The organism is Streptomyces sp. NPDC056160 (genome assembly GCF_042268205.1).
In the GTDB taxonomy this organism is placed as follows: Bacteria; Actinomycetota; Actinomycetes; order Streptomycetales; family Streptomycetaceae; genus Streptomyces.
Map to the genome: position 1 here is coordinate 1 of NZ_JBHJUW010000046.1, position 20353 is coordinate 20353.

18 protein-coding genes are annotated in these 20353 nt (G+C 72.2%); 12 read left to right on the top strand and 6 right to left on the bottom strand.

Annotated features, from left to right (window positions below):
- Positions 1 to 4 precede the first annotated feature (4 nt).
- Positions 5 to 700: a hypothetical protein gene (locus tag ACFC02_RS18775; RefSeq protein WP_376358010.1), complete on the bottom strand. Its 696-nt coding sequence runs from the start codon at positions 698 to 700 to the stop codon at positions 5 to 7.
- Between the two features lie 225 nt (positions 701 to 925).
- On the opposite strand from ACFC02_RS18775, the gene ACFC02_RS18780 reads away from it, so the two are divergent.
- A complete protein-coding gene (locus ACFC02_RS18780) occupies positions 926 to 1582 on the top strand; it encodes a helix-turn-helix transcriptional regulator (protein WP_360964399.1) in 657 nt (218 codons plus the stop codon).
- 268 nt (positions 1583 to 1850) lie between these two features.
- Entirely contained in the window at positions 1851 to 2081 is a 231-nt protein-coding gene (locus tag ACFC02_RS18785; RefSeq protein WP_360964402.1) for a hypothetical protein, read from the top strand.
- A gap of 152 nt (positions 2082 to 2233) precedes the next feature.
- Here the strand turns inward: ACFC02_RS18785 and ACFC02_RS18790 are convergent, their stop codons facing one another.
- From ACFC02_RS18790 to ACFC02_RS18800, 3 genes are all read right to left on the bottom strand, one after another.
- A complete protein-coding gene (locus ACFC02_RS18790) occupies positions 2234 to 2914 on the bottom strand; it encodes a 4'-phosphopantetheinyl transferase (RefSeq protein WP_376358013.1) in 681 nt (226 codons plus the stop codon).
- Positions 2904 to 3770 (bottom strand): metallophosphoesterase family protein, encoded by an 867-nt coding sequence (locus ACFC02_RS18795; protein ID WP_376358016.1) that lies wholly within the window; start codon positions 3768 to 3770, stop codon positions 2904 to 2906. Before ACFC02_RS18795 ends, ACFC02_RS18790 begins: the two co-directional genes overlap by 11 nt.
- Before the next feature lie 315 nt (positions 3771 to 4085).
- Positions 4086 to 5423: a 6-phospho-beta-glucosidase gene (locus ACFC02_RS18800; protein WP_376358019.1), complete on the bottom strand. Its 1338-nt coding sequence runs from the start codon at positions 5421 to 5423 to the stop codon at positions 4086 to 4088.
- A gap of 444 nt (positions 5424 to 5867) precedes the next feature.
- Here ACFC02_RS18800 and ACFC02_RS18805 point away from each other — a divergent pair, with 444 nt between their 5' ends.
- Positions 5868 to 6710: a hypothetical protein gene (locus ACFC02_RS18805; RefSeq protein WP_376358022.1), complete on the top strand. Its 843-nt coding sequence runs from the start codon at positions 5868 to 5870 to the stop codon at positions 6708 to 6710.
- 308 nt (positions 6711 to 7018) lie between these two features.
- Positions 7019 to 8455, top strand: coding sequence for a glycoside hydrolase family 16 protein (locus ACFC02_RS18810; protein ID WP_376358025.1), 1437 nt, complete (start codon positions 7019 to 7021; stop codon positions 8453 to 8455).
- Between the two features lie 67 nt (positions 8456 to 8522).
- On the opposite strand, the gene ACFC02_RS18815 is transcribed toward ACFC02_RS18810, so the two are convergent.
- Entirely contained in the window at positions 8523 to 9482 is a 960-nt protein-coding gene (locus tag ACFC02_RS18815; RefSeq protein WP_376358028.1) for a helix-turn-helix domain-containing protein, read from the bottom strand.
- A gap of 165 nt (positions 9483 to 9647) precedes the next feature.
- On the opposite strand from ACFC02_RS18815, the gene tkt reads away from it, so the two are divergent.
- The 7 genes from tkt (at position 9648) to ACFC02_RS18850 (ending at position 18669) form a co-directional block, all read left to right on the top strand.
- The gene (gene tkt / locus ACFC02_RS18820; protein WP_376358031.1) at positions 9648 to 11723 is read left to right on the top strand and encodes a transketolase; all 2076 of its coding nucleotides are present in this window, start codon (positions 9648 to 9650) and stop codon (positions 11721 to 11723) included.
- Between the two features lie 19 nt (positions 11724 to 11742).
- Positions 11743 to 12912: a transaldolase gene (gene tal / locus ACFC02_RS18825; RefSeq protein ID WP_376358033.1), complete on the top strand. Its 1170-nt coding sequence runs from the start codon at positions 11743 to 11745 to the stop codon at positions 12910 to 12912.
- A gap of 71 nt (positions 12913 to 12983) precedes the next feature.
- Positions 12984 to 14603, top strand: coding sequence for a glucose-6-phosphate dehydrogenase (gene zwf / locus ACFC02_RS18830; RefSeq protein ID WP_376358151.1), 1620 nt, complete (start codon positions 12984 to 12986; stop codon positions 14601 to 14603).
- Positions 14600 to 15526 (top strand): glucose-6-phosphate dehydrogenase assembly protein OpcA, encoded by a 927-nt coding sequence (opcA, locus tag ACFC02_RS18835; RefSeq protein ID WP_376358036.1) that lies wholly within the window; start codon positions 14600 to 14602, stop codon positions 15524 to 15526. The genes zwf and opcA overlap by 4 nt, the downstream gene beginning before the upstream one ends.
- A gap of 1 nt (position 15527) precedes the next feature.
- Entirely contained in the window at positions 15528 to 17174 is a 1647-nt protein-coding gene (gene pgi, locus ACFC02_RS18840) for a glucose-6-phosphate isomerase (protein WP_376358039.1), read from the top strand.
- Between the two features lies 1 nt (position 17175).
- Positions 17176 to 18069 (top strand): phosphogluconate dehydrogenase (NAD(+)-dependent, decarboxylating), encoded by an 894-nt coding sequence (gnd, locus tag ACFC02_RS18845; protein ID WP_376358042.1) that lies wholly within the window; start codon positions 17176 to 17178, stop codon positions 18067 to 18069.
- A gap of 6 nt (positions 18070 to 18075) precedes the next feature.
- Complete coding sequence (locus ACFC02_RS18850; RefSeq protein WP_376358044.1) at positions 18076 to 18669, top strand: histidine phosphatase family protein; 594 nt, start codon at positions 18076 to 18078, stop codon at positions 18667 to 18669.
- A gap of 9 nt (positions 18670 to 18678) precedes the next feature.
- Here the strand turns inward: ACFC02_RS18850 and ACFC02_RS18855 are convergent, their stop codons facing one another.
- The gene (locus ACFC02_RS18855) at positions 18679 to 19323 is read right to left on the bottom strand and encodes a TetR/AcrR family transcriptional regulator (protein WP_376358046.1); all 645 of its coding nucleotides are present in this window, start codon (positions 19321 to 19323) and stop codon (positions 18679 to 18681) included.
- Here ACFC02_RS18855 and ACFC02_RS18860 point away from each other — a divergent pair.
- Positions 19216 to 20340 (top strand): NAD(P)-dependent oxidoreductase, encoded by a 1125-nt coding sequence (locus ACFC02_RS18860; protein ID WP_376358048.1) that lies wholly within the window; start codon positions 19216 to 19218, stop codon positions 20338 to 20340. The genes ACFC02_RS18855 and ACFC02_RS18860 overlap by 108 nt on opposite strands.
- Positions 20341 to 20353: the final 13 nt, after the last annotated feature.

A 20353-nucleotide genomic window follows, 5' to 3' on the forward strand; every position in this document is an offset into this window, starting at 1 on the left:
CACTTTATATCTGGGGGTCGTGTGGGGTGTTTTTTTTTTTTAAGAGACGGGGGTTTTGGGGGGGGGGGGGGGGGGGGGGGGGGCGCCCCGGGCGCGGGGCGGGGGGGGGGCGGCGCGCCGTGCGCAGGACCAGGGTGAGCCGGGTGTACCCGAGGTCCCGCAGGGTTGTCGGGGTCTCCTCGACGACGCGGCAGTCGGTCGCGCCCCAGCGCGGGTCGGGGTGCAGCAGCGGGCGGACGGCGCCGTCGGAGCGGGTGGCCTCGGGGCCGACCGCGCGGATCCAGTGCGGCAGACCGTGCCGGTAGGCGGCTTCCATGATCGGGTCCTGGGCGATGTCCCGGCGGATGGCCTGCAGCCCGTGATCGGGTCCGCGGCCCTCCACGGTGGCCGCGAACTGCGCCAGCATCGGCAGGCACCAGCGGGCCTCGTGGTCGCCGAGGACCGTGCCCGCGTCCGGGTGGAACAGGACGAACCGGCAGAAGTTGTCGCCGGGCATGGCCGACGGGTGCGGTCCGACGCCCCGGAAGAGCGCGGTGTAGGCGCTGTTGGCCAGCACCACGTCCCAGCGGTGGTCGACGACGAAGGAAGGGAAGGAGACGGCCTCCAGGAGCGCGGCGTAGTCCTGCAGGTAGGCCTGCGCCTCGGGACTGACGGGAACGGACCGCGGCGCCGGCCGCTGCCCTCCTGCCTGAAATGCCATCGGGAGGTCACCCCTCTTGCCTCTGCGGCCTTCACGCGGCGCCTTGATCCTGCTGCTCAGCCGCATGTCATGTCAACTATCGTGGCATTTCACGGCGGTTGACGGCTGAAATTGGCCACAGTTGTGGCGAGACCTGGATGCGGGTTCGGGCGACGGGCTACTCTCCGGGAAGTTCACGGCACCCCGCCCCGTGAGAAGCCTGTGAGAGACGTAGGAGATCTGTCGGTGACGGACGGCATCGAGGATCCGGGCACCACGGCGCCGGTCGTACTGCCGGCCGTGGTCACGCGTGTCACCGCGCTCGCCGACCGGCTCGGCGTACCCCAGGCGGAGGTCTTCGACATCGACCGCCTGTCCACGGCGTGCGGTGTGCCCCAGGCCGTGGTCAAGGCGCTGCTGAGCGGGCGCGGCGCGGGCGAGCCGGACGTGCAGGCGCGGTTCCTGCAACGGCTCGGCCTGCTGCGGCGCACCCGCCTCAAGCCCAACGGCAGGCGCTACACGCAGCAGGAGATCGCGGACGGCGCGGGCATGTCCCGGCAGCAGGCGGGCGCCCTCATCAACGGCGACCGGCGTCCCACCATGGAGCACTGCGACGCCCTCCAGCGGTTCTTCCGCGTGCACGCCGGATTCCTCACCGCGGAGGACCCCGAAGCGCTCGCCGGTGCCCTGCAGCGCACCGAGCAGGAGCTGCTGCAACGGCTCGCCGACCGCGAGCGGGAGGCCGCCGCCGCGGCCGGCGACCCGCTGGAACGGCTGTTGCAGGACCACGGGGTGCGGGGCATAGCCTGGCGGGCCGCGCAACTGCCCACGGACCAGCACCGGGACAAGGTCGCCGAATGGCTGGACATGCTCCTGGAGAGCGTCAAGCGGCCCGAGGACTGATCGCTCGCCGCGGGTGCGGAATCGCAACGCCGATACCAGGTGGCCGCGTTGACATGGTCGGGGCGTCGCTGGTACACGGTCGGGCGTACGGGCCGCGAGCAGGGGCTTCGCTGCGCTGAGTGGGCGAACCGGGGCGCAGCGCGGGGGCATTGTCAGTGGGGGGCGGCAAGCTGGAGGATGCGCCGCCGTTGTGCGGAGGCGCACCGTGCCGTCCGGGCGACCGGGCGCGTGCGTGACCGCGTGCTGCCGAAACCGGGGAGAGCGTCCCATGCCGACCGCCGTCCTTACCGACCACGAACGCACCGCCGTCCAGGCCTACCTGCGGCTGCTGCACACCGTACGCGCCGCCTTCGACGGCCCTGCGGCCGCCGGCCGGCCGCCCCTCGTGCCGCCCTCCGTGCTCGCCGAGGCGGAAGAGGCACTGTCCCGCGCCGGTCTCGCGGGCAACGAGGAGTCGTTCTTCCGGTTGCTGCACGACTGGTGCCCACCGGTGCCCTGACCGCCGGGCGTCCTGGGCCCCTGGCCGACGCGGAGGCGCTCGCGGGCCTGGGCGGCTTCAATGCGCCGGAGCCACCCCACTGCGCCGGAGCCACCTCAATGGGCCGGACCCACCCCACTGCGCCGGAACCGCATCGATGGGCCGGAGCCACCTCAATGGGCCGGTACCGTCACCGCCGTCGCCAGCAGGCCGGCCCGCACGGTCCAGCGGCCGTCGAAGTGGGTGAGGCGCCGCTCGCCCACCAGCGGTCCGGGTACGAGGAGCCGGGCGCGGAAGGTCCCGGTGTGCGGGGCGCCGGGGGACGTGCGGATGTCCACGTCGGCCTCCGTGAAGTCCAGCCACTCGCCGGTCAGCGGGAACCACGCCTTGTAGACGGACTCCTTCGCGCTGAACAGCAGCTTGGGCCAGTGGACGTCGGGCCGTTGCTCCGCGAGCCGGTCGAGCAGGTGCCTCTCGTCGGGCAGTGTGACGGCGGGCAGGACCTCCTGCGGCAGCGGTTCGTGGGGTTCGGCGTCGATGCCGAGGGAGGCCACGTCGGCAGCCCGGCCCAGCGCGGCGGCGTAGTAGCCGTCGCAGTGGGTCATGCTGCCGACCAGTCCCGCCGGCCAGCCCGGAGCGCCCCCGGCGCCGGGCAGGACGGGTTGCCGCGGTACGCCGAGCTTCTCCATGGCGCGGCGGGCGCACTCCCGTACGGCGGCGAACTCGCGGCGCCGCTTGGCGACCGCCCGCAGCATGACCGCCTGTTCCTCCGGGTACAGCGCGGCGCGCCCGGCCTCCTCGACGCCGTACGCCTCCACCGCCACCACCGGCCCCGGCAGCAGCTCATCGATCACCGGTCGTGTCCTCCATCGGCAGCACGCGGCGCAGCCTGCCCGGTGGTTCGGGACGCTTGCGCCACTCGCGGGGGTAGCCCACCGACACCTCCTCGAAACGGACGCCCTCGTGCCAGGTGGTCCGCGGTATGTGGAGGTGACCGTAGACCATGGCGGCCACGCGGAACCTGCGGTGCCAGTCGGCGGTCAGCCGGGTGCCGCACCACATGGCGAACTCCGGGTACCAGAGCACGTCCATCGGGTGCCGGTCGAGCGGGTAGTGGTTGACGAGCACCGTGGGCAGGTCCTCGGGCAGCGCGCCGAGCCTGCGCTCGGTCTCGGCGACCCGGGCCCGGCACCACGCCTCGCGGCTCGGGTACGGGTCGGGGTGGAGCAGGTACTCGTCGTTGCAGACGATGCCGGTGCCGTGCGCGTAGGCGAGACCTTCCTCCTTGGTGGCGCAGCCCTCCGGCAGGAACGAGTAGTCGTACAGGAGGAACAGCGGCGCCACGGCCACCGGGCCGCCTGGTCCCGACCAGACGGGATAGGGATCCTCGGGCGTCGTCACGCCCAGGTCCCGGCAGAGTTCGACCAGGTGCTCGTAGCGGGCGACCCCGCGCAGGGTGACGGTGTCGCGCGGGTGGGTCCACAACTCGTGGTTGCCGGGCGCCCAGATCACCTTGCAGAACCGGCTCGCGAGCGTCTTCAGGGCCCAGCGGATGTCGGTGACGGTCTCGGCGACGTCCCCCGCGACGATCAGCCAGTCGTCGTCCGAGCCGGGTACGGTCCGCTCGACCAGGGCGCGGTTCTCGCTGTAGCCGATGTGCAGGTCGCTGATGGCCAGCAGCCGTCCGGTACCACCGACCGTCGCTGTCACCTCGTGCCCCCTGTCACCCACCGATGCGCACCACAACAGCACACGCGGCCGCGTACGGACAAGGTGGAGCCCGGCAACCGGCCACGGCGGTGGCCGGATCCGACGCCCGTACCCGGTCCCCGCCCCGCCCCGCCCCGCCCGCGGAATTTTTCCGCGGCTTTTTTCTCCGCGGGGTGTATCAGGCCCCGCATCAGCGACTCTCAAGGGTGGGGAAGCGGGGAGCACGGGGGTCGGGGGACCACGGGGGAACGGGGGGTCGGGGCGGTCGGTCGCCGTACGGGGGAGCGACCGGCCGCCTCGACGCGTCCTTCCCGGCTACCTGAGGTACGCCAGGCCCGGGTGGACCCGGGTGTACTCCTGGACCAGCCGGCGGGCCACGTTCACGGAGTCGACCAGCGGGTGCAGGGCGAAGGCCTTCACCGCCGTCTCCCGCGAGCCCGAGTCGGCCGCGGCGAGCACCTCGCGCTCGACCGCCTTGACCGCGCAGACCAGTGCGGTGGCGTGCCCGGGCAGCGGGTCGGCCGCCACCGGGTGCGCGCCGTTGGCGTCGGCCAGGCAGGGCACCTCGATGACGGCCTCCGCGTCCAGCGCCGCCAGCGTGCCGCGGTTGCGGACGTTGAGGATGAGGGTGGTGCGTTCGTCCCGGGCGATGGCCCGCATCAGGGCGAGGGCCACCTTCTCGTACCCGCCGGAGAGGTCGTCGGCCTCCCGCTCCCCCGCTCCCGCGGCTTCCCGGTTCTCGGCCATGTAGGTGGCCTCGCGCTCGGCCCGGGTGCGGTTCCAGGCGGCGAGCGCCGGGGCGTCCGGGTCGCTCAGGTCCGCGTAGAACCGGGCCTGCTGCTCGTGCAGGAAGGCCCCGCGTGTCCGGTCGGCGCGCTGGTAGGCCCGCACGGCCTCGCGGCCGAAGTAGTAGTAGTGCAGGTACTCGTTGGGGATCGCGCCCAGGGATCGCAGCCATGCGGCGCCGAAGAGCCGGCCTTCCTCGAAGGAGCCGAGCAGGGCCGGGTCGGCGAGCAGGCGCGGCAGTTCGTCCCGCCCGGCGATCCGCAGGCCGCGCACCCAGCCGAGGTGGTTGAGGCCGACGTAGTCGATCCACGCCTCCCGCGGGTCGGCACCGAGCACGCGGGCGATACGGCGGCCGAGACCGACCGGCGAGTCGCAGATGCCGATGACCCGGTCGCCGAGGTGGTGGCTCATGGCCTCGGTGACGAGCCCGGCCGGGTTGGTGAAGTTGATGACCCAGGCGTCGGGGGCGAGCCGGGCCACCCGCCGGGCGATGTCGACGGCGACGGGGACGGTGCGCAGGCCGTAGGCGATGCCGCCCGCCCCCACCGTCTCCTGGCCGAGGACGTCCTGCGCGAGCGCCACCCGCTCGTCCAGCGCGCGCCCTTCGAGACCGCCCACACGGATCGCCGAGAACACGAAGTCGGCTCCGCGCAGCGCCTCGTCGAGGTCGGTGGTGGCCCGCACGGCGGGGGCGCCCGGCACCCCGGCGGCCTGTTCGGCCAGCACCCGCGTGATCGCGGACAGCCGGCCGGCGTCGAGGTCGTGCAGGACGACCTCGGTGACGCGGCCCTCTGCCCGGTCGGTCAGCAGTGCCCCGTACACGAGCGGCACCCGGAACCCGCCGCCGCCCAGAATCGTCAGCCTCACCCTCGCACCTCTCCGCCACGGCCCCTGCCCCGGCCGCCGTGTCCACCACCGGCCGGCGCCCGCACGTCACGCACCCTACTCGGCACCCGGGGCCCGGCCGGGCGGCCCGCCCACCCCCGTGAGGCCGGCCACCCCCGTGATCCGCCCACCCGCCCGTGAGGCCGCCCACTCCCCGATCCGCCCGCTCCACCGTGCCCCGGCCCCAGCCCCGGCCCCGCCCAGAAGACCCCGCCTCCCGGCCCGATCCGTGCCGCCCGTCCGCCCGTCCGCCCGCCGGTCAGTCCGTCTCTCCGCCTCCCGTCCATCAACCCCCCCGTCCCTCCGCCCCTCCGCCCCTCCGTCCCCGGCCGGTTTCTGCCTGTGCGCGAGCCGGAAACGACCGCCCCGGTCCGCGAGACGTGGTTCCATTCGAATCCCCACCTCCTAGGCATCGGCAGGAACCTGATGAGACGTCAACTGTTCGCCCTGGCCGCCCTGTCGGCGGCCGTCGTCCTCGGCGCGGCGACCTCCTCGGCGGCGGCCGGGCCGGTCTGGCAGGAGACCGGCACGTCGCACGTCGACTCGCTGAGCGGCAGTCAGGGACTCGCCAGCCGCGCGGACGGCTCACTGCTGTACCGGGGTCTCGCCTCGGTCCCGCTGGATCTGCGCGTCAAGGGCTGGAACCACGTCGGCGACCCCGACATCGCCCGGGGCGACGTCTTCGACGCCTACCAGGGCGCGGACTCGGCGACGTCCAAGATGTTCGCGGTCACCACCCCCGACGGCAAGCGCTACGAGTACGTCCATCCGCTCGACCCGGGCGAGAAGGTGAACAACTCCTTCGCCGCCGTCTCACCCGACGGGCAGTGGCTGGTGTCGGGCGAGTGGGGCGACCAGAACCGGCTCCAGGTCTTCCCCGCCCCGCTCCTCAACCCCTCCACCCCGCGCACCGGCGGCACGCTGCCGCAGGCCCCGCAGATCACCCTCGACAAGCCCGTGCGAGACATCCAGGGCTGCGACTTCGTCGACGGCACCCGGCTGCTGTGCGCGTCCGACGACGGTTCCAGGGCGCTGTTCCCCGAGGACCGGCCGCTGCTCCAGGTGGACCTGGAACACGGTCTGGACGGCGGCCCGGTGACCGGGCACGTCTCCAGTCTGTTCGCGCTGCCGCAGCGCAGCGTGTGCTCCGGCACGTTCGAGGCGGAGGGCGTCGACTACGACGCCGCCGACGGCACACTGCGCACGGAGGTCGTGCCGCCGAGCGTGTGCAAGGTCGCCACGACGGTGTACGCGTACCACCTCGGGTAGGCGGACGGTCGGCAGACCACCGGACGGCTGGTGTCACGGACGGCTGGTGTCACGGACGGCTGGTGTCACGGACGGCGGCGGGTCCTGCCCGCCGCCGTCCGGCGTGTCCGGGGCGACCCGGATTCTCCCCCTTCATCAGCTGAACTCCCGTGCCGCCGCACCACTTTCTTTGCTTCAACTCTTGACGACCGCAGTGGCCGAGAGCACATTGGCGGCGCACCCCTCGCTTGAGAGCGCTCTCAGAAACGTTCCGCTCCCCACTGCGCCCTTCCCACTCCCCCTTTCCCACTCCCCACCGTGAGGCTCCCATGAGTGAACCTTCCGGCACCTTCGCCGACGCCCCCGTCGGCACCCGCCATCCCACCCGGCGGCGCTCCGCGCGCCGCGCGCTCGTCGCGGTCCTCGGCACGCTCGGGCTGGCGGCGGCCCTCGCCACCGCCGCCACCCTCCCGGCGGACGCCTCCGCGCCCGCTCCCCCCTCGGGGTGGACCCAGGTCTTCCTCGACGACTTCAACGGCGCCGCGGGCACCGGCGTGAACACCGCCGACTGGCAGTACGACACCGGGACGTCGTACCCGGGCGGCGCCGCCAACTGGGGCACCGGCGAGGTCGAGTCGATGACCTCCTCCACCAGCAACGTCGCGCTCGACGGCAACGGCAACCTGCTCATCACCCCGCGCCGGGACGCCTCCGGCCACTGGACCTCGGGCCGGATCGAGACCACCCGCACCGACTTCCAGCCGCCGGCCGGCGGCAAGCTGCGCGTGCAGGCCCGCATCCAGCTGCCGAACGTCACCGGGGCCGCCGCCAAGGGCTACTGGCCCGCCTTCTGGATGCTGGGCTCACCCTTCCGCGGCAACTACTGGAACTGGCCCGGCGTCGGCGAGCTGGACATCATGGAGAACGTCCAGGGCCTCAACACCGACTGGGCGACGATGCACTGCGGCACCAGTCCGGGCGGCCCCTGCAACGAGACCACCGGCATCGGCGGTTCCACCTCCTGCCCCGGCGCCACCTGCCAGGCCGGCTTCCACACCTACGCGATGGCGTGGGACAGGTCCACCAGCCCCGAGGAGATCCGCTTCTCCGTCGACGGCGTCACCTTCCACACCGTGAAGGCGAACCAGGTCGATGCCACCACCTGGGCGAACGCCACCCAGCACGGCTACTTCGTCATCCTGAACGTGGCCATGGGCGGCGGCTTCCCGGGTGCGTTCGGCGGCGGCCCGGACGGCGGCACGGAGCCCGGTCACTCCATGGCGGTGGACTACGTGCAGGTGCTCAGCTCCTCGGGCGGCGGGGGCGGCGGCACCACTCCCCCGCCCACCGGCAACCGCGACGCCTACAACCCCGTACAGGCGGAGTCGTACGACGGCCAGAGCGGGGTGAACTCCGAGCCCACCACCGACTCCGGCGGCGGCCAGGACATCGGGTCGGTCGCGAACGGCGACTGGGCGCTCTACAAGGGCGTGAACTTCGGTTCGGCCGGGGCCACGCAGTTCTACGCGCGGGTCGCCAGCGGCGCGGCCGGCGGCGTGAGCGGACTGGTGGAGGTGCGTCTGGACAGCCGGAGCAACGCGCCCGTCGGCCGCTTCGCGCTGGCCAACACCGGTGGCTGGCAGTCCTGGCGCACGGTCCCGGCGAACATCAGCAGGGTGACCGGCACCCATGACGTGTACCTCACCTTCACCAGCGGCCAGCCGGCCGACTTCGTGAACGTCAACTGGTTCGACTTCGGGCACTGAGTTTCGCGGGTCCTGGTGGACCGCGGCCCCCGGGGGCCCCACGCGCCGGCGTGGGGCCCCCGCGCGTTCACCGCAGCTCCGCCCGGAACGCCACGGGGGTCAGGCCGGTGTGCAGTTGGAAGAACTTGGAGAAGTTGGCCGCGTCCGGGAAGCCCACCGCGGCGCCGACGCGTCCGATGGGGAGTTCGGTGTGGGCCAGCAGGCGCTTGGCCTCCAGGATGACTCTCTTGTCGATGAAGCCCTTGGGGGTCTCGCCGGTGGCGGCTCGCACGGCGCGCACGAGGGTGCGGCGGGAGTAGCCGAGGGCGTCGGCGTAGGCGCTGACGCTGTGGTTGGTGGTGAAGCCGCCCTCGACCGCGTCACGGAACAGGGTGAAGGTGGTGTCGGCCTGCTGCCGGGCGGCCTCCGCCGAGCTGGCCGCGAGATGGGCGAGCCGGAGCAGGAACGCGGTCAGCGAGTGCCGCAGCACGGCGGTGTGCAGGCTCAGCGGCAGGGTATCGGTGTCCTCGTACTCCCGGCGCAGTTGGGCGAGCGCGGCCTCCAGCGCGTCCCGCTGGGCCGCGTCGGGGCGGAGCAGCGGCGGCAGGTCGTAGCGGTACAGGCCGGTGGCCTCGACGGTGGCGCGCGGCAGGAAGCCGGGCTGCATGGTCAGGACGGTTCCGCGGTACTCGTCCGCGCGGGAGAAGCGATGGACCTGTCCGGGGCGGATCCACAGCACGTCGCCCGCGGTGGCCCGGTACTCGGCGAAGTCGACCATGTGCCGGACCGGGCCGTCGCTGAAGAGCATGACGACGTGGAAGTCGATGCGGTGGACGCGGTGGAGAGGAGCCTCGGCGTGCCAGGTGTGACCTGCGCCCATGGGGCCGATCTGGAGCCCCACGCCGCCGAGGCTGAGGTCGACCGGGAAGGGGAAGGTCCGGATCCCCTCTCCCGCGCCGCCGCTCCCGGCACTGCCGGCGCCCCTTGCCGTGCCTCTCCCCGTGCCGCCCTCGCCGTCGGCACCGTTCCGGGTGATTGCGTCTGCCATGTCCTTCTCGTCCCGCCTTGACCGCCCTGGGGCGGGCCGCGTGATCCATCCGTGTCCCACTTTCACCACAGGCTGACACACAGAGACCTTCCGTTGAAAAAGTCTGACTTTTAAGTTCGAACACGTCCGGCAGCAATCCAGCTTTCTCCCGAGGACTTCTTGAAGATGAGCGAGCAGACGACCGTCCCCTTCGAGTGGACCGACCTCGACCGGCGCGCCGTGGACACCGCCCGCCTGCTGGCGGCCGACGCCGTGCAGAAGGTCGGCAACGGCCACCCCGGCACCGCGATGGCCCTGGCCCCGGCCGCGTACACGATCTTTCAGAAGCTGATGCGGCACGACCCGTCCGACCCGGAGTGGACCGGCCGGGACCGCTTCGTCCTCTCCCCGGGCCACACCTCGCTGACCCTGTACACGCAGCTCTTCCTCGCCGGGTACGAGCTGGAACTGGACGACCTGAAGGCGTTCCGCACCTACGGTTCGAAGACGCCCGGTCACCCTGAGTACGGCCACACGGCCGGTGTGGAGACCACAACCGGTCCGCTCGGGCAGGGTGCGGCGATGGCGGTGGGCATGGCGATGGCCGCCCGCTACGAGCGCGGCCTGTTCGACCCGGACGCGCCCGAGGGCACCTCGCCCTTCGACCACACCGTCTGGGCGATCGTCTCCGACGGCGACCTGGAGGAGGGCGTCTCCGCGGAGGCCTCCTCGCTGGCCGGCCACCAGAAGCTCGGCAACCTGGTCTTCCTCTACGACGACAACCACATCTCCATCGAGGGCGACACCGCCACCGCCTTCTCCGAGGACGTGCTGAAGCGCTACGAGGCCTACGGCTGGCACACCCAGCGCATCGAGCCGGACGAGAACGGCGACATCGACGTCCACGCCCTGCACGCGGCGCTGACCGCCGCCAGGGCCGAGACGTCCCGCCCCTCGATCGTGGCGATGCGCACGATCATCGCCTGGCCCGCCCCGAACGCGCGGAACACCGAGGCATCGCACGGCTCGGCGCTCGGCGCGGACGAGGTCGCCGCCACCAAGCGCCTCCTCGGCTTCGACCCGGAGCGGTCCTTCCAGGTGGACGAGGCCGTCCTCGCGCACACCCGGCGGGCCCTGGACCGGGGTGCCGAAGAGCACGCCGCCTGGGACAAGCGGCTCGACAAGTGGCGCGGCGCCCAGCCCGAGCGGGCACAGCTGCTCGACCGGATCGTGGCCGGGAAGCTGCCCGAGGGCTGGCAGGACTCGCTGCCGGTGTTCGAGGAGGGCAAGTCGCTGGCCACCCGCGCCGCCTCCGGGAAGGTGCTCCAGGCGCTCGGCGAGGTGCTGCCCGAGCTGTGGGGCGGCTCCGCCGACCTGGCCGGCTCCAACAACACCACCATCGACAAGACGTCCTCGTTCCTGCCCGCGGGCAACCCGCTGCCGGGCGCCGACCCCTACGGCCGCACCGTCCACTTCGGCATCCGCGAGTTCTCCATGGCCGCGGAGATGAACGGTATCGCCCTGCACGGCAACACCCGCATCTACGGCGGCACCTTCCTGGTGTTCTCCGACTACATGCGCAACGCGGTGCGCCTGTCCGCGCTGATGCAGCTGCCCGTGACGTACGTGTGGACGCACGACTCCGTCGGCCTGGGCGAGGACGGCCCCACCCACCAGCCCGTCGAGCACCTCGCCTCGCTGCGCGCCATCCCGGGCCTGAACGTCGTCCGCCCCGCCGACGCCAACGAGACCGCGACCGCCTGGGCGGAGATCCTGCGGCGGCACGCCACCCACCCGGCGCCGCACGGCCTCGTGCTCACCCGCCAGGGCGTGCCGACGTACGCGCCGGACGCGGACGCGGCCAAGGGCGGCTACGTCCTGAAGGAGGCCTCCACCGGCGCCCCTGACGTGGTCCTCATCGCCACCGGCTCCGAGGTGCAGCTCGCCGTGGCCGCCCGCGAGACGCTGGAGGGAGAGGGGATCGCCACCCGTGTGGTGTCGATGCCGTCCGTGGAGTGGTTCGAGGAGCAGCCCCGCGAGTACCGCGAGCGGGTGCTGCCGCCGTCGGTGCGGGCGCGGGTCGCCGTGGAGGCCGGCATCAATCTGACGTGGTACCGCTTCACAGGTGACGCAGGACGCATCGTCTCGCTGGAGCACTTCGGTGCCTCCGCGGACGCCGCCACCCTGTTCGCCGAGTACGGCTTCACCCCCGAGAACGTCGCCGCCGCGGCCCGCGCATCGCTGGCCGCCGCGCGCGCATGATCCGAACGCAACAAGGAAGATGATCATTGTGACCGAAGCAACCGCGACCGCCGGAGCGCTGAAGCGCCTGTCCGAGCAGGGCGTGTCGATCTGGCTGGACGACCTCTCGCGCAAGCGGATCACCTCGGGCAACCTGGCCGGCCTGGTGGCGACCGGGCATGTCGTGGGCGTCACCACGAACCCCTCGATCTTCCAGGCCGCCATCGGCTCCGGGGAGGGCTACGAGGAGCAGCTGGCCGATCTGGCGGTGCGCGGCGTCACGGTCGACGAGGCCGTGCGCATGATGACGACCGCCGACGTGCGGGACGCCGCCGACGTGCTGCGCGGGGTGTACGACGCGACCGGCGGCCGGGACGGCCGGGTCTCCATCGAGGTCGACCCGCGCCTGGCCCACGACACGACGGCGACGGTCGCCGAGGCCCGGCAGCTGGCCTGGCTGGTGGACCGCCCCAACGTGATGGTCAAGATTCCCGCCACCCGTGCGGGCCTGCCGGCGATCACGGAGGTCGTCGGAGCGGGTATCAGTGTCAATGTGACGCTGATCTTCTCCCTGGAGCGCTACCGCGAGGTGATGGACGCCTACCTCGCCGGTCTGGAGAAGGCGCGTGCCGCGGGCCTGGACCTGTCGGTGATCCACTCCGTCGCCTCCTTCTTCGTCTCCCGGGTGGACTCCGAGATCGACAAGCGGCTGACCCTGCTGGGCACCGAGGAGGCCCTGGCGCTGAAGGGCCGGGCGGCGCTGGCGAACGCCCGGCTGGCGTACGAGGCGTACGAGCAGGTGTTCGGTTCGGCGGACGGTTCTACCCGGCCGGGCGAGCGTTTCGCCGCGCTCGCGGGCGCGGGCGCGAACGCGCAGCGTCCCCTGTGGGCGTCGACCGGGGTGAAGGATCCGGCCTACAAGGACACCCTGTACGTGGACGAGCTGGTCGCGCCCGGCACGGTGAACACCATGCCGGAGGGCACGCTGAACGCCACCGCCGACCACGGCCTGATCACCGGTGACACGGTGACCGGCGGCTACGAGCCGGCCCGCGCGGACCTGGCGGCCGTCGAGCGGCTGGGGATCTCCTACGACGAGGTCGTCCAGCAGCTCGAGGACGAGGGTGTCGCCAAGTTCGAGACGGCCTGGCAGGACCTGCTGGACGCGGTCACGAAGTCCTTGAACAGCAAGGGAGCTGACGCGGAATGAGCAAGAAGCCCGCCGAGCCGGCGGCGAGCCCGTCGCCGGACGCCGGGGCCGGGGAGCCGAGCCCCAAGGCCATGCAGTCCACCGCGCCGGCCCCCGCGGCCACGGCGCCGGGGACCCCCGCACCCGATGCGGCGCCCGCGGGCGTACGGGTCCCCGTCGTCCCGGCCGCCGACTGGGTGAACCCGCTGCGCGACCCCCGGGACCGCCGGCTGCCCAGGATCGCGGGCCCGTCCGGGCTCGTCATCTTCGGCGTCACCGGCGACCTGTCCCGCAAGAAGCTGATGCCGGCCGTCTACGACCTGGCCAACCGCGGCCTGCTGCCGCCGGGCTTCTCGCTGGTCGGCTTCGCCCGGCGCGACTGGGAGAACCAGGACTTCGCGCAGGTGGTGCACGACGCCGTCAAGGAGCACGCGCGCACGCCCTTCCGCGAGGAGGTCTGGCAGCAGCTCGCCGAGGGCATGCGGTTCATCCCCGGTGACTTCGACGACGACACGGCGTTCAAGCAGCTGCGCGGTGCGGTGGAGGAGCTGGACGCCTCCCGGGGCACCGGCGGCAACTTCGCCTTCTACCTGTCCGTACCGCCGAAGTTCTTCCCCAAGGTCGTGCAGCAGCTGAAGAAGCACGGTCTGGCGGAGGGGGGGCAGGGGTCCTGGCGGCGCGCGGTCATCGAGAAGCCGTTCGGCCGCGACCTGGCCAGCGCCCGCGAGCTGAACCGGATCGTGCACGAGGTCTTCGACCCGGAGCAGGTCTTCCGCATCGACCACTACCTGGGTAAGGAGACCGTCCAGAACATCCTGGCGCTGCGCTTCGCCAACCAGATGTACGAGCCGATCTGGAACCGGTCCTACGTCGACCACGTGCAGATCACCATGGCCGAGGACATCGGCATCGGCGGCCGGGCCGGCTACTACGACGGCATCGGCGCCGCCCGTGACGTCATCCAGAACCACCTGCTCCAGCTGATGGCGCTCACCGCGATGGAGGAACCCATCGCCTTCGACGCGGAGGCCCTGCTCACCGAGAAGCTGAAGGTGCTCAAGTCGGTGCGGCTGCCGGAGGACCTGGGCGCCCACACGGTGCGCGCCCAGTACGCGCAGGGCTGGCAGGGCGGCGCGAAGGTGCCCGGCTACCTCCAGGAGGAGGGCATCGACCCGCAGTCGAAGACCGACACGTACGCGGCGGTCAAGCTGGGGATCGACAACCGGCGCTGGGCGGGCGTCCCCTTCTACCTGCGCACGGGCAAGCGGCTGGGCCGCCGGGTCACCGAGATCGCGGTGGTCTTCAAGCGGGCCCCGCACTCCCCGTTCGACTCCACGGCCACCGAGGAGCTGGGCGAGAACGCGATCGTGATCCGCGTCCAGCCGGACGAGGGCATGACGGTCCGGTTCGGCTCGAAGGTGCCGGGCACCTCCATGGAGATCCGGGACGTGACGATGGACTTCGCCTACGGCGAGTCCTTCACGGAGTCCAGCCCGGAGGCGTACGAACGCCTCATCCTGGACGTGCTCCTCGGTGACGCGAACCTGTTCCCCCGTCACCAGGAAGTGGAAGAGTCCTGGAAGATCCTCGACCCGATCGAGGGCTACTGGGACGAGCACGGCAGGCCCGCCCAGTACCCGTCGGGCACCTGGGGCCCGCGGGAAGCCGACGAGATGCTCGCACGAGACGGACGGAGCTGGCGCAGGCCATGAAGATCGACCTGACCGACACCACGGCAAGCAAGATCAACAAGGCGTTGGTGCAGGGCCGCCGTGCCATCGGCACCCCGGCCGTGGGCATGGTCCTGACGATGGTGATCGTCGCGGACGAGGAGAACGCCTACGACTCGATCAAGGCGGCCGAGGACGCCTCGCGCGAGCACCCTTCGCGCACCCTGGTCGTGATCAAGCGGCACGCGCGCACCCTGCGCGACCGCACCCACTCGCGCCTCGACGCGGAGGTCCGGGTCGGCTCGGAGGCCGGCACCGGCGAGACCGTGGTGCTGCGCACCTACGGCGACGTCTCCGACCACGCCGACTCGGTGGTCCTGCCGCTGCTGCTGCCGGACGCGCCGGTGGTGGTGTGGTGGCCGGTGGAGGCGCCCGACAACCCCTCCGCGGACCCGCTGGGCGCGCTGGCACAGCGCCGGATCACCGACCTGTACGCCTTCGAGAAGCCGCTGGAGGTCCTGACGACCCGGGCGCGTCACTACGCCCCCGGTGACACCGACCTCGCCTGGACCCGGCTCACGCTGTGGCGTTCGATGCTCGCCGCGGCCCTGGACCAGGCCCGGGTGCGGGTGACCTCGGCGGCCGTGGAGGCCGAGGCGGAGAACCCGAGCGCGGAGCTGCTGGCCCGCTGGCTGGAGGCCCGGCTCGGCGTCACGGTGGACCGGGTGGGCAGCGAAGGCCCGTTCGTGACGGCCGTACGCCTGGGCACCGCCGACGGCGAGATCGTCATCGACCGGCCCGAGGGCCCGCTGGCCACGCTGAGCCTGCCCGGCCAGCCCTCGCGCACCCTCGCCCTCAAGGTCCGCCCCACCTCCGAACTCATCGCCGAGGAGCTGCGCCGCCTCGACGCCGACGAGATGTACGCCGTGGCCCTGCGGGGCGACGGGATCAAGGAGACCGTCTGACATGTCCGACACCCCCAAGCTCACCCGGCGTCCGGAGTGGACCGCCCTGGAGGACCACCGCGCCCAGTGGCAGCCGCACCTGCGGGAGCTGTTCGCCGAGGACCCCTCCCGCGCCGAGCGCTACACCGTGCGCGTCGGTGATCTGCGCCTCGACTACTCCAAGCACCTGGTCACCGACGAGACCCTGCGGCTGCTGCGGGACCTGGCCGCGGCGACGGACGTGTTCGGGCTGCGTGACGCCATGTTCCGCGGCGAGAAGATCAACGTCACCGAGGACCGGGCCGTGCTGCACACCGCGCTGCGCGCCCCGCGGGACGCGGTGATCGAGGTGGACGGCGAGAACGTCGTCCCGAAGGTGCACGCGGTCCTCGACAAGATGGCGGCCTTCGCCGAGCGGGTCCGCTCGGGCGAGTGGACCGGCCACACCGGCAAGCGCATCCGCAACGTCGTCAACATCGGCATCGGCGGCTCCGACCTGGGCCCGGCGATGGCGTACGAGGTGCTGCGGGCGTACACCGACCGCGACCTGACCGTGCGGTTCGTCTCCAACGTCGACGGCGCCGACCTGCACGAGGCGACCCGCGACCTGGACCCGGCCGAGACGCTGTTCATCGTGGCGTCCAAGACGTTCACGACGATCGAGACGATCACCAACGCCACCTCGGCGCGCGACTGGCTGCTCAGGGGCCTCGGCGGCGAGGACAAGGCGGTCGCCAAGCACTTCGTGGCGCTGTCGACGAACACGGAGAAGGTCACCGGGTTCGGCATCGACGCCGACAACATGTTCGAGTTCTGGGACTGGGTCGGCGGCCGGTACTCGTACGACTCGGCGATCGGCCTGTCCTTGATGATCGCGATCGGCCCGGACCGCTTCCGCGAGATGCTGGACGGCTTCCGCATCGTCGACGACCACTTCCGCAACGCGCCCGCCGAGGCCAATGCCCCGCTCATCCTGGGCCTGCTGGGCATCTGGTACGGCAACTTCTTCGACGCGCAGACCCACGCGGTCCTGCCGTACTCGCACTACCTGTCGAAGTTCACGGCCTACCTCCAGCAGCTGGACATGGAGTCCAACGGCAAGTCGGTCCAGCGCGACGGCGAACCGGTCGAGTGGCAGACCGGCCCGGTGGTCTGGGGCACCCCCGGCACCAACGGGCAGCACGCCTACTACCAGCTCATCCACCAGGGCACCAAGCTCATCCCGGCCGACCTGATCGGCTTCGCCAACCCGGTGGCCGAGCTGAGCGGTGAACTCAAGGCCCAGCACGACCTGCTCATGGCCAACCTGTTCGCCCAGGGCCAGGCGCTGGCCTTCGGCAAGACCGCCGACGAGGTGCGCGCCGAGGGGGTGCCCGAGGAGCAGGTCCCGCACCGCACCTTCCACGGCAACCACCCCACCACGACCGTCCTGGCCGCCGAGCTGACCCCGTCGGTCCTCGGCCAGCTCATCGCTCTCTACGAGCACAAGGTGTTCGTCCAGGGTGCCGTGTGGAACATCGACTCCTTCGACCAGTGGGGCGTGGAACTCGGCAAGGTGCTGGCCAAGCGCGTCGAGCCCGCGCTCACCGAGGGCGCCGACGTGCCCGGCCTCGACCCCTCCACCGCCGCCCTCGTGGCCGCCTACCGCGAACTGAAGGAAGTGAACTGACATGGCAGCGACGCAGTTGGGCCTGATCGGTCTCGGCAAGATGGGCGGCAACATGCGGGAACGCCTCCGCAACGCCGGCCTCACGGTCATCGGGTACGACCGCAACCCCGAGGTCTCCGACGTCCCCAGCATGGTCGACCTCGTCGACCAGCTCGACGGGCCGCGCGCGATCTGGGTGATGGTCCCGGCCGGCGGTGCCACGCAGCACGTCATCGACCAGCTGGCGACCCTGCTCAAGCCCGGCGACCTCGTCATCGACGGCGGCAACTCCCGCTGGACGGACGACGAGAAGCACGCCAGGCAACTGCACGCGCGGGGCATCGGGTTCGTCGACGCGGGCGTCTCCGGCGGTGTGTGGGGCCTCAAGAACGGCTACGCGCTCATGGTCGGCGGCGACAAGGAGCACGTCGACCGCCTGAAGCCGGTCTTCGACGCGCTCAAGCCGGATGGCCCCTACGGCTACGTGCACGCGGGCAAGGTCGGCGCGGGCCACTTCGCGAAGATGGTCCACAACGGCATCGAGTACGCGATGATGCAGGCGTACGCGGAGGGCTGGGAGCTGCTCGAGAAGGTCGACTCGGTGGACAACGTCCGCGAGGTCTTCCGCTCCTGGCAGGAGGGCACCGTCATCCGCTCCTGGCTGCTCGACCTCGCGGTCAACGCGCTGGACGAGGACGAGCACCTGGAGAAGCTGCGCGGCTACGCGGAGGACTCCGGCGAGGGCCGGTGGACCGTCGAGGCGGCCATCGACAACGCCGTGCCGCTGCCCGCGATCACCGCCTCTCTGTTCGCGCGGTTCGCCTCCCGCCAGGAGGACCCGCCGCAGATGAAGATGATCGCCGCACTGCGCAACCAGTTCGGCGGCCACGCCGTCGAGTCGGCGAAGAAGGACTGATCCGCCGTGGGGGACCTTCTTCTGGTCCGCCACGGTGAGACGGAGTGGAGCGTGTCGGGACAGCACACCAGCCGTACCGACCTGCCCCTCACCCAGCACGGCGAGGAACAGGCCAAGTTGCTCGCTCCACTCCTCACCGGCGGAACCTACGCACGCGTGCTCACCAGCCCGCTCGGCCGGGCGGTGCGCACCGCGGAACTCGCGGGTCTGACCGGCGCCGAGGTGGACGCAGACCTGCACGAGTGGGACTACGGCGGCTACGAGGGCGTGACCACCGTCGAGATACACCGCACCCGCCCCCGGTGGGACCTGTGGACCGACGGGGTGGCGCCACGCGCCGACGGCACGCCCGGCGAGTCACCGGAGGCGGTCGGCCGTCGCGCCGACCGCGTGCTCGACCGGGTCGCTCCGGCGCTCGCCCGGGACGACGGTGACGTGGTCCTGGTCGCGCACGGCCACTTCCTGCGGGTCCTCACGGCCCGCAGGCTGGGCCTGCCGCCCGCCGAGGGCCGTCTGTTCCAGCTCGCGACCGGCACGGTCAGCCGGCTCTCGACGGAGCACGACCGCCCGGTGATCGCGGAGTGGAACACCAGGCCGTAGGCCAGTGGCTCAGACAGACGCCCGGCCGGGGTTTCCCGGCCGGGCGTCTCGCGTGGGCGGCCGGTGGTCCGGGGCGACGGCCGCGTCCAGGAGCGGGCCCAGCTCGCGGGCCACCGTCGTCAGCGGCTCCACTCCGCCCTCGGCCCGTGCCATGATGACGGCCCCCTCCAGCGAGCTGATCATCAGCGTGGCCAGGGAAGGGGCCCGTCCGGCGGGCACACCCAGTTCCGTCAGGGCCCCGGCCACCGGCTCCCGCCACCGGGCGAACGCGGCGGCGGCGGCCAGTCGGGTCGTGTCGGCGGCGGCGCAGTCCACGGTCGCCGCGGCGACCGGACAGCCGCCCACGGCACCGGCCCTCTCGTACTCGTCCGTCCACTGCCCCACCATCGCGGCGAACAGGGCGCTCGGCTTCGGCTCGGCCAGCCCCGCCAGGAACCGGGCGACCCGCCGGCCGGCGTACCTCCCGGCCCACGCCACCGCCTCGTTGACCAGTTGCTCCTTGCCGCCCGGGAAGTAGTGCTGGAGCGATCCGCGGGGCGCGTCCGCGTGCGCGGCCACGTCCCGCATGCCCGTCGCCCCGACGCCGTCGCGCCGGATGAGCTGGGCCGCGCTGAAGACCATCCGCTCGCGCGGCCCGTACCGGGACTCCGTCATGGCCGACCTCCCTTGCCCTCGTTCCCCGCCAGCGCACTCTATGACTGGCGTCATAAAGACCGCTACTATGACCAGCGTCATAGAACTGCCCGGACTCATAGGACTGCCGGGACTCTGTCCGCTCCACGACGCAGGGGGCATCTCGTGAACGTCGGTTTCCTCGGTCTCGGAGTCATGGGCCGGCCCATGGCGCTCCGGCTGGCCCGCTCCGGCACCCCGCTGACCGTCTGGAACCGCACGACGGCCCGTGCGCAGCCGCTGCGCGCCGCGGGCGCACGGGTGGCGGCCGGCCCCGATGAGGTGTTCGCCCGCGCGGACGTCGTGATCCTGATGCTCGCCGACGACCGGGCCATGGACGCCACCCTGGGCCGCGGCACCCCGGACTTCGCCGCGCGCGTCGCCGCGAGGACCGTCGTCCACATGGGCACGACCTCGCCCGGCTACTCGCGCGCACTGGAGAGCGACGTCCGCGCGGCGGGCGGCAGCTACGTGGAGGCGCCCGTCTCCGGCTCCCGCGTCCCGGCGCAGAACGGCGAACTGGTGGCGATGCTCGCGGGGGACGAGGCGGCCGTGCGGACCGTGCGGCCCCTGCTCGCTCCCCTGTGCCGGGAGACCTTCCTGTGCGGCCAGGCCCCGAACGCGCTGCTCATGAAGCTGGCGGTGAACCTCTTCCTCATCACGCAGGTCACCGGGCTCACGGAGGCGTTCCACTTCGCCGCGCGGCAGGGGCTCGACCGGCGGCTGTTCCTGGAGGTGCTGGGCGCCGGCCCGATGGCCAGCGCCGTCTCGCTGATGAAGGCGCCCAAGCTGCTGGCCGGGGACTTCGCCGTACAGGCGGCGGCCCTCGACGTGCTGAAGAACAACCGGCTGATCGCCCAGGCCGCCCGGACGGCGGACGTCGCCTCCCCGCTGCTCGACGTGTGCCACGCCCTGTTCGAGGAGACGGTCGCGCTGGGCCACGGCGACGAGGACATGGTGGCCGTCCTGCGGGCCCTGGAGGCCCGCACCGGGGCCTGAGGACGGCCCGGGG

Coding starts and splice junctions, on each gene's coding strand:
- tkt (WP_376358031.1), top strand. CDS start 9,648: ATGAGCGAGCAGACGACCGTCCCCTTCGAGTGGACCGACCTCGACCGG.
- ACFC02_RS18785 (WP_360964402.1), top strand. CDS start 1,851: ATGCCGACCGCCGTCCTTACCGACCACGAACGCACCGCCGTCCAGGCC.
- gnd (WP_376358042.1), top strand. CDS start 17,176: ATGGCAGCGACGCAGTTGGGCCTGATCGGTCTCGGCAAGATGGGCGGC.
- opcA (WP_376358036.1), top strand. CDS start 14,600: ATGAAGATCGACCTGACCGACACCACGGCAAGCAAGATCAACAAGGCG.
- zwf (WP_376358151.1), top strand. CDS start 12,984: ATGCAGTCCACCGCGCCGGCCCCCGCGGCCACGGCGCCGGGGACCCCC.
- ACFC02_RS18815 (WP_376358028.1), bottom strand. CDS start 9,482: ATGGCAGACGCAATCACCCGGAACGGTGCCGACGGCGAGGGCGGCACG.
- ACFC02_RS18805 (WP_376358022.1), top strand. CDS start 5,868: ATGAGACGTCAACTGTTCGCCCTGGCCGCCCTGTCGGCGGCCGTCGTC.
- ACFC02_RS18810 (WP_376358025.1), top strand. CDS start 7,019: ATGAGTGAACCTTCCGGCACCTTCGCCGACGCCCCCGTCGGCACCCGC.
- tal (WP_376358033.1), top strand. CDS start 11,743: ATGATCATTGTGACCGAAGCAACCGCGACCGCCGGAGCGCTGAAGCGC.
- ACFC02_RS18855 (WP_376358046.1), bottom strand. CDS start 19,323: ATGACGGAGTCCCGGTACGGGCCGCGCGAGCGGATGGTCTTCAGCGCG.
- pgi (WP_376358039.1), top strand. CDS start 15,528: ATGTCCGACACCCCCAAGCTCACCCGGCGTCCGGAGTGGACCGCCCTG.
- ACFC02_RS18775 (WP_376358010.1), bottom strand. CDS start 700: ATGGCATTTCAGGCAGGAGGGCAGCGGCCGGCGCCGCGGTCCGTTCCC.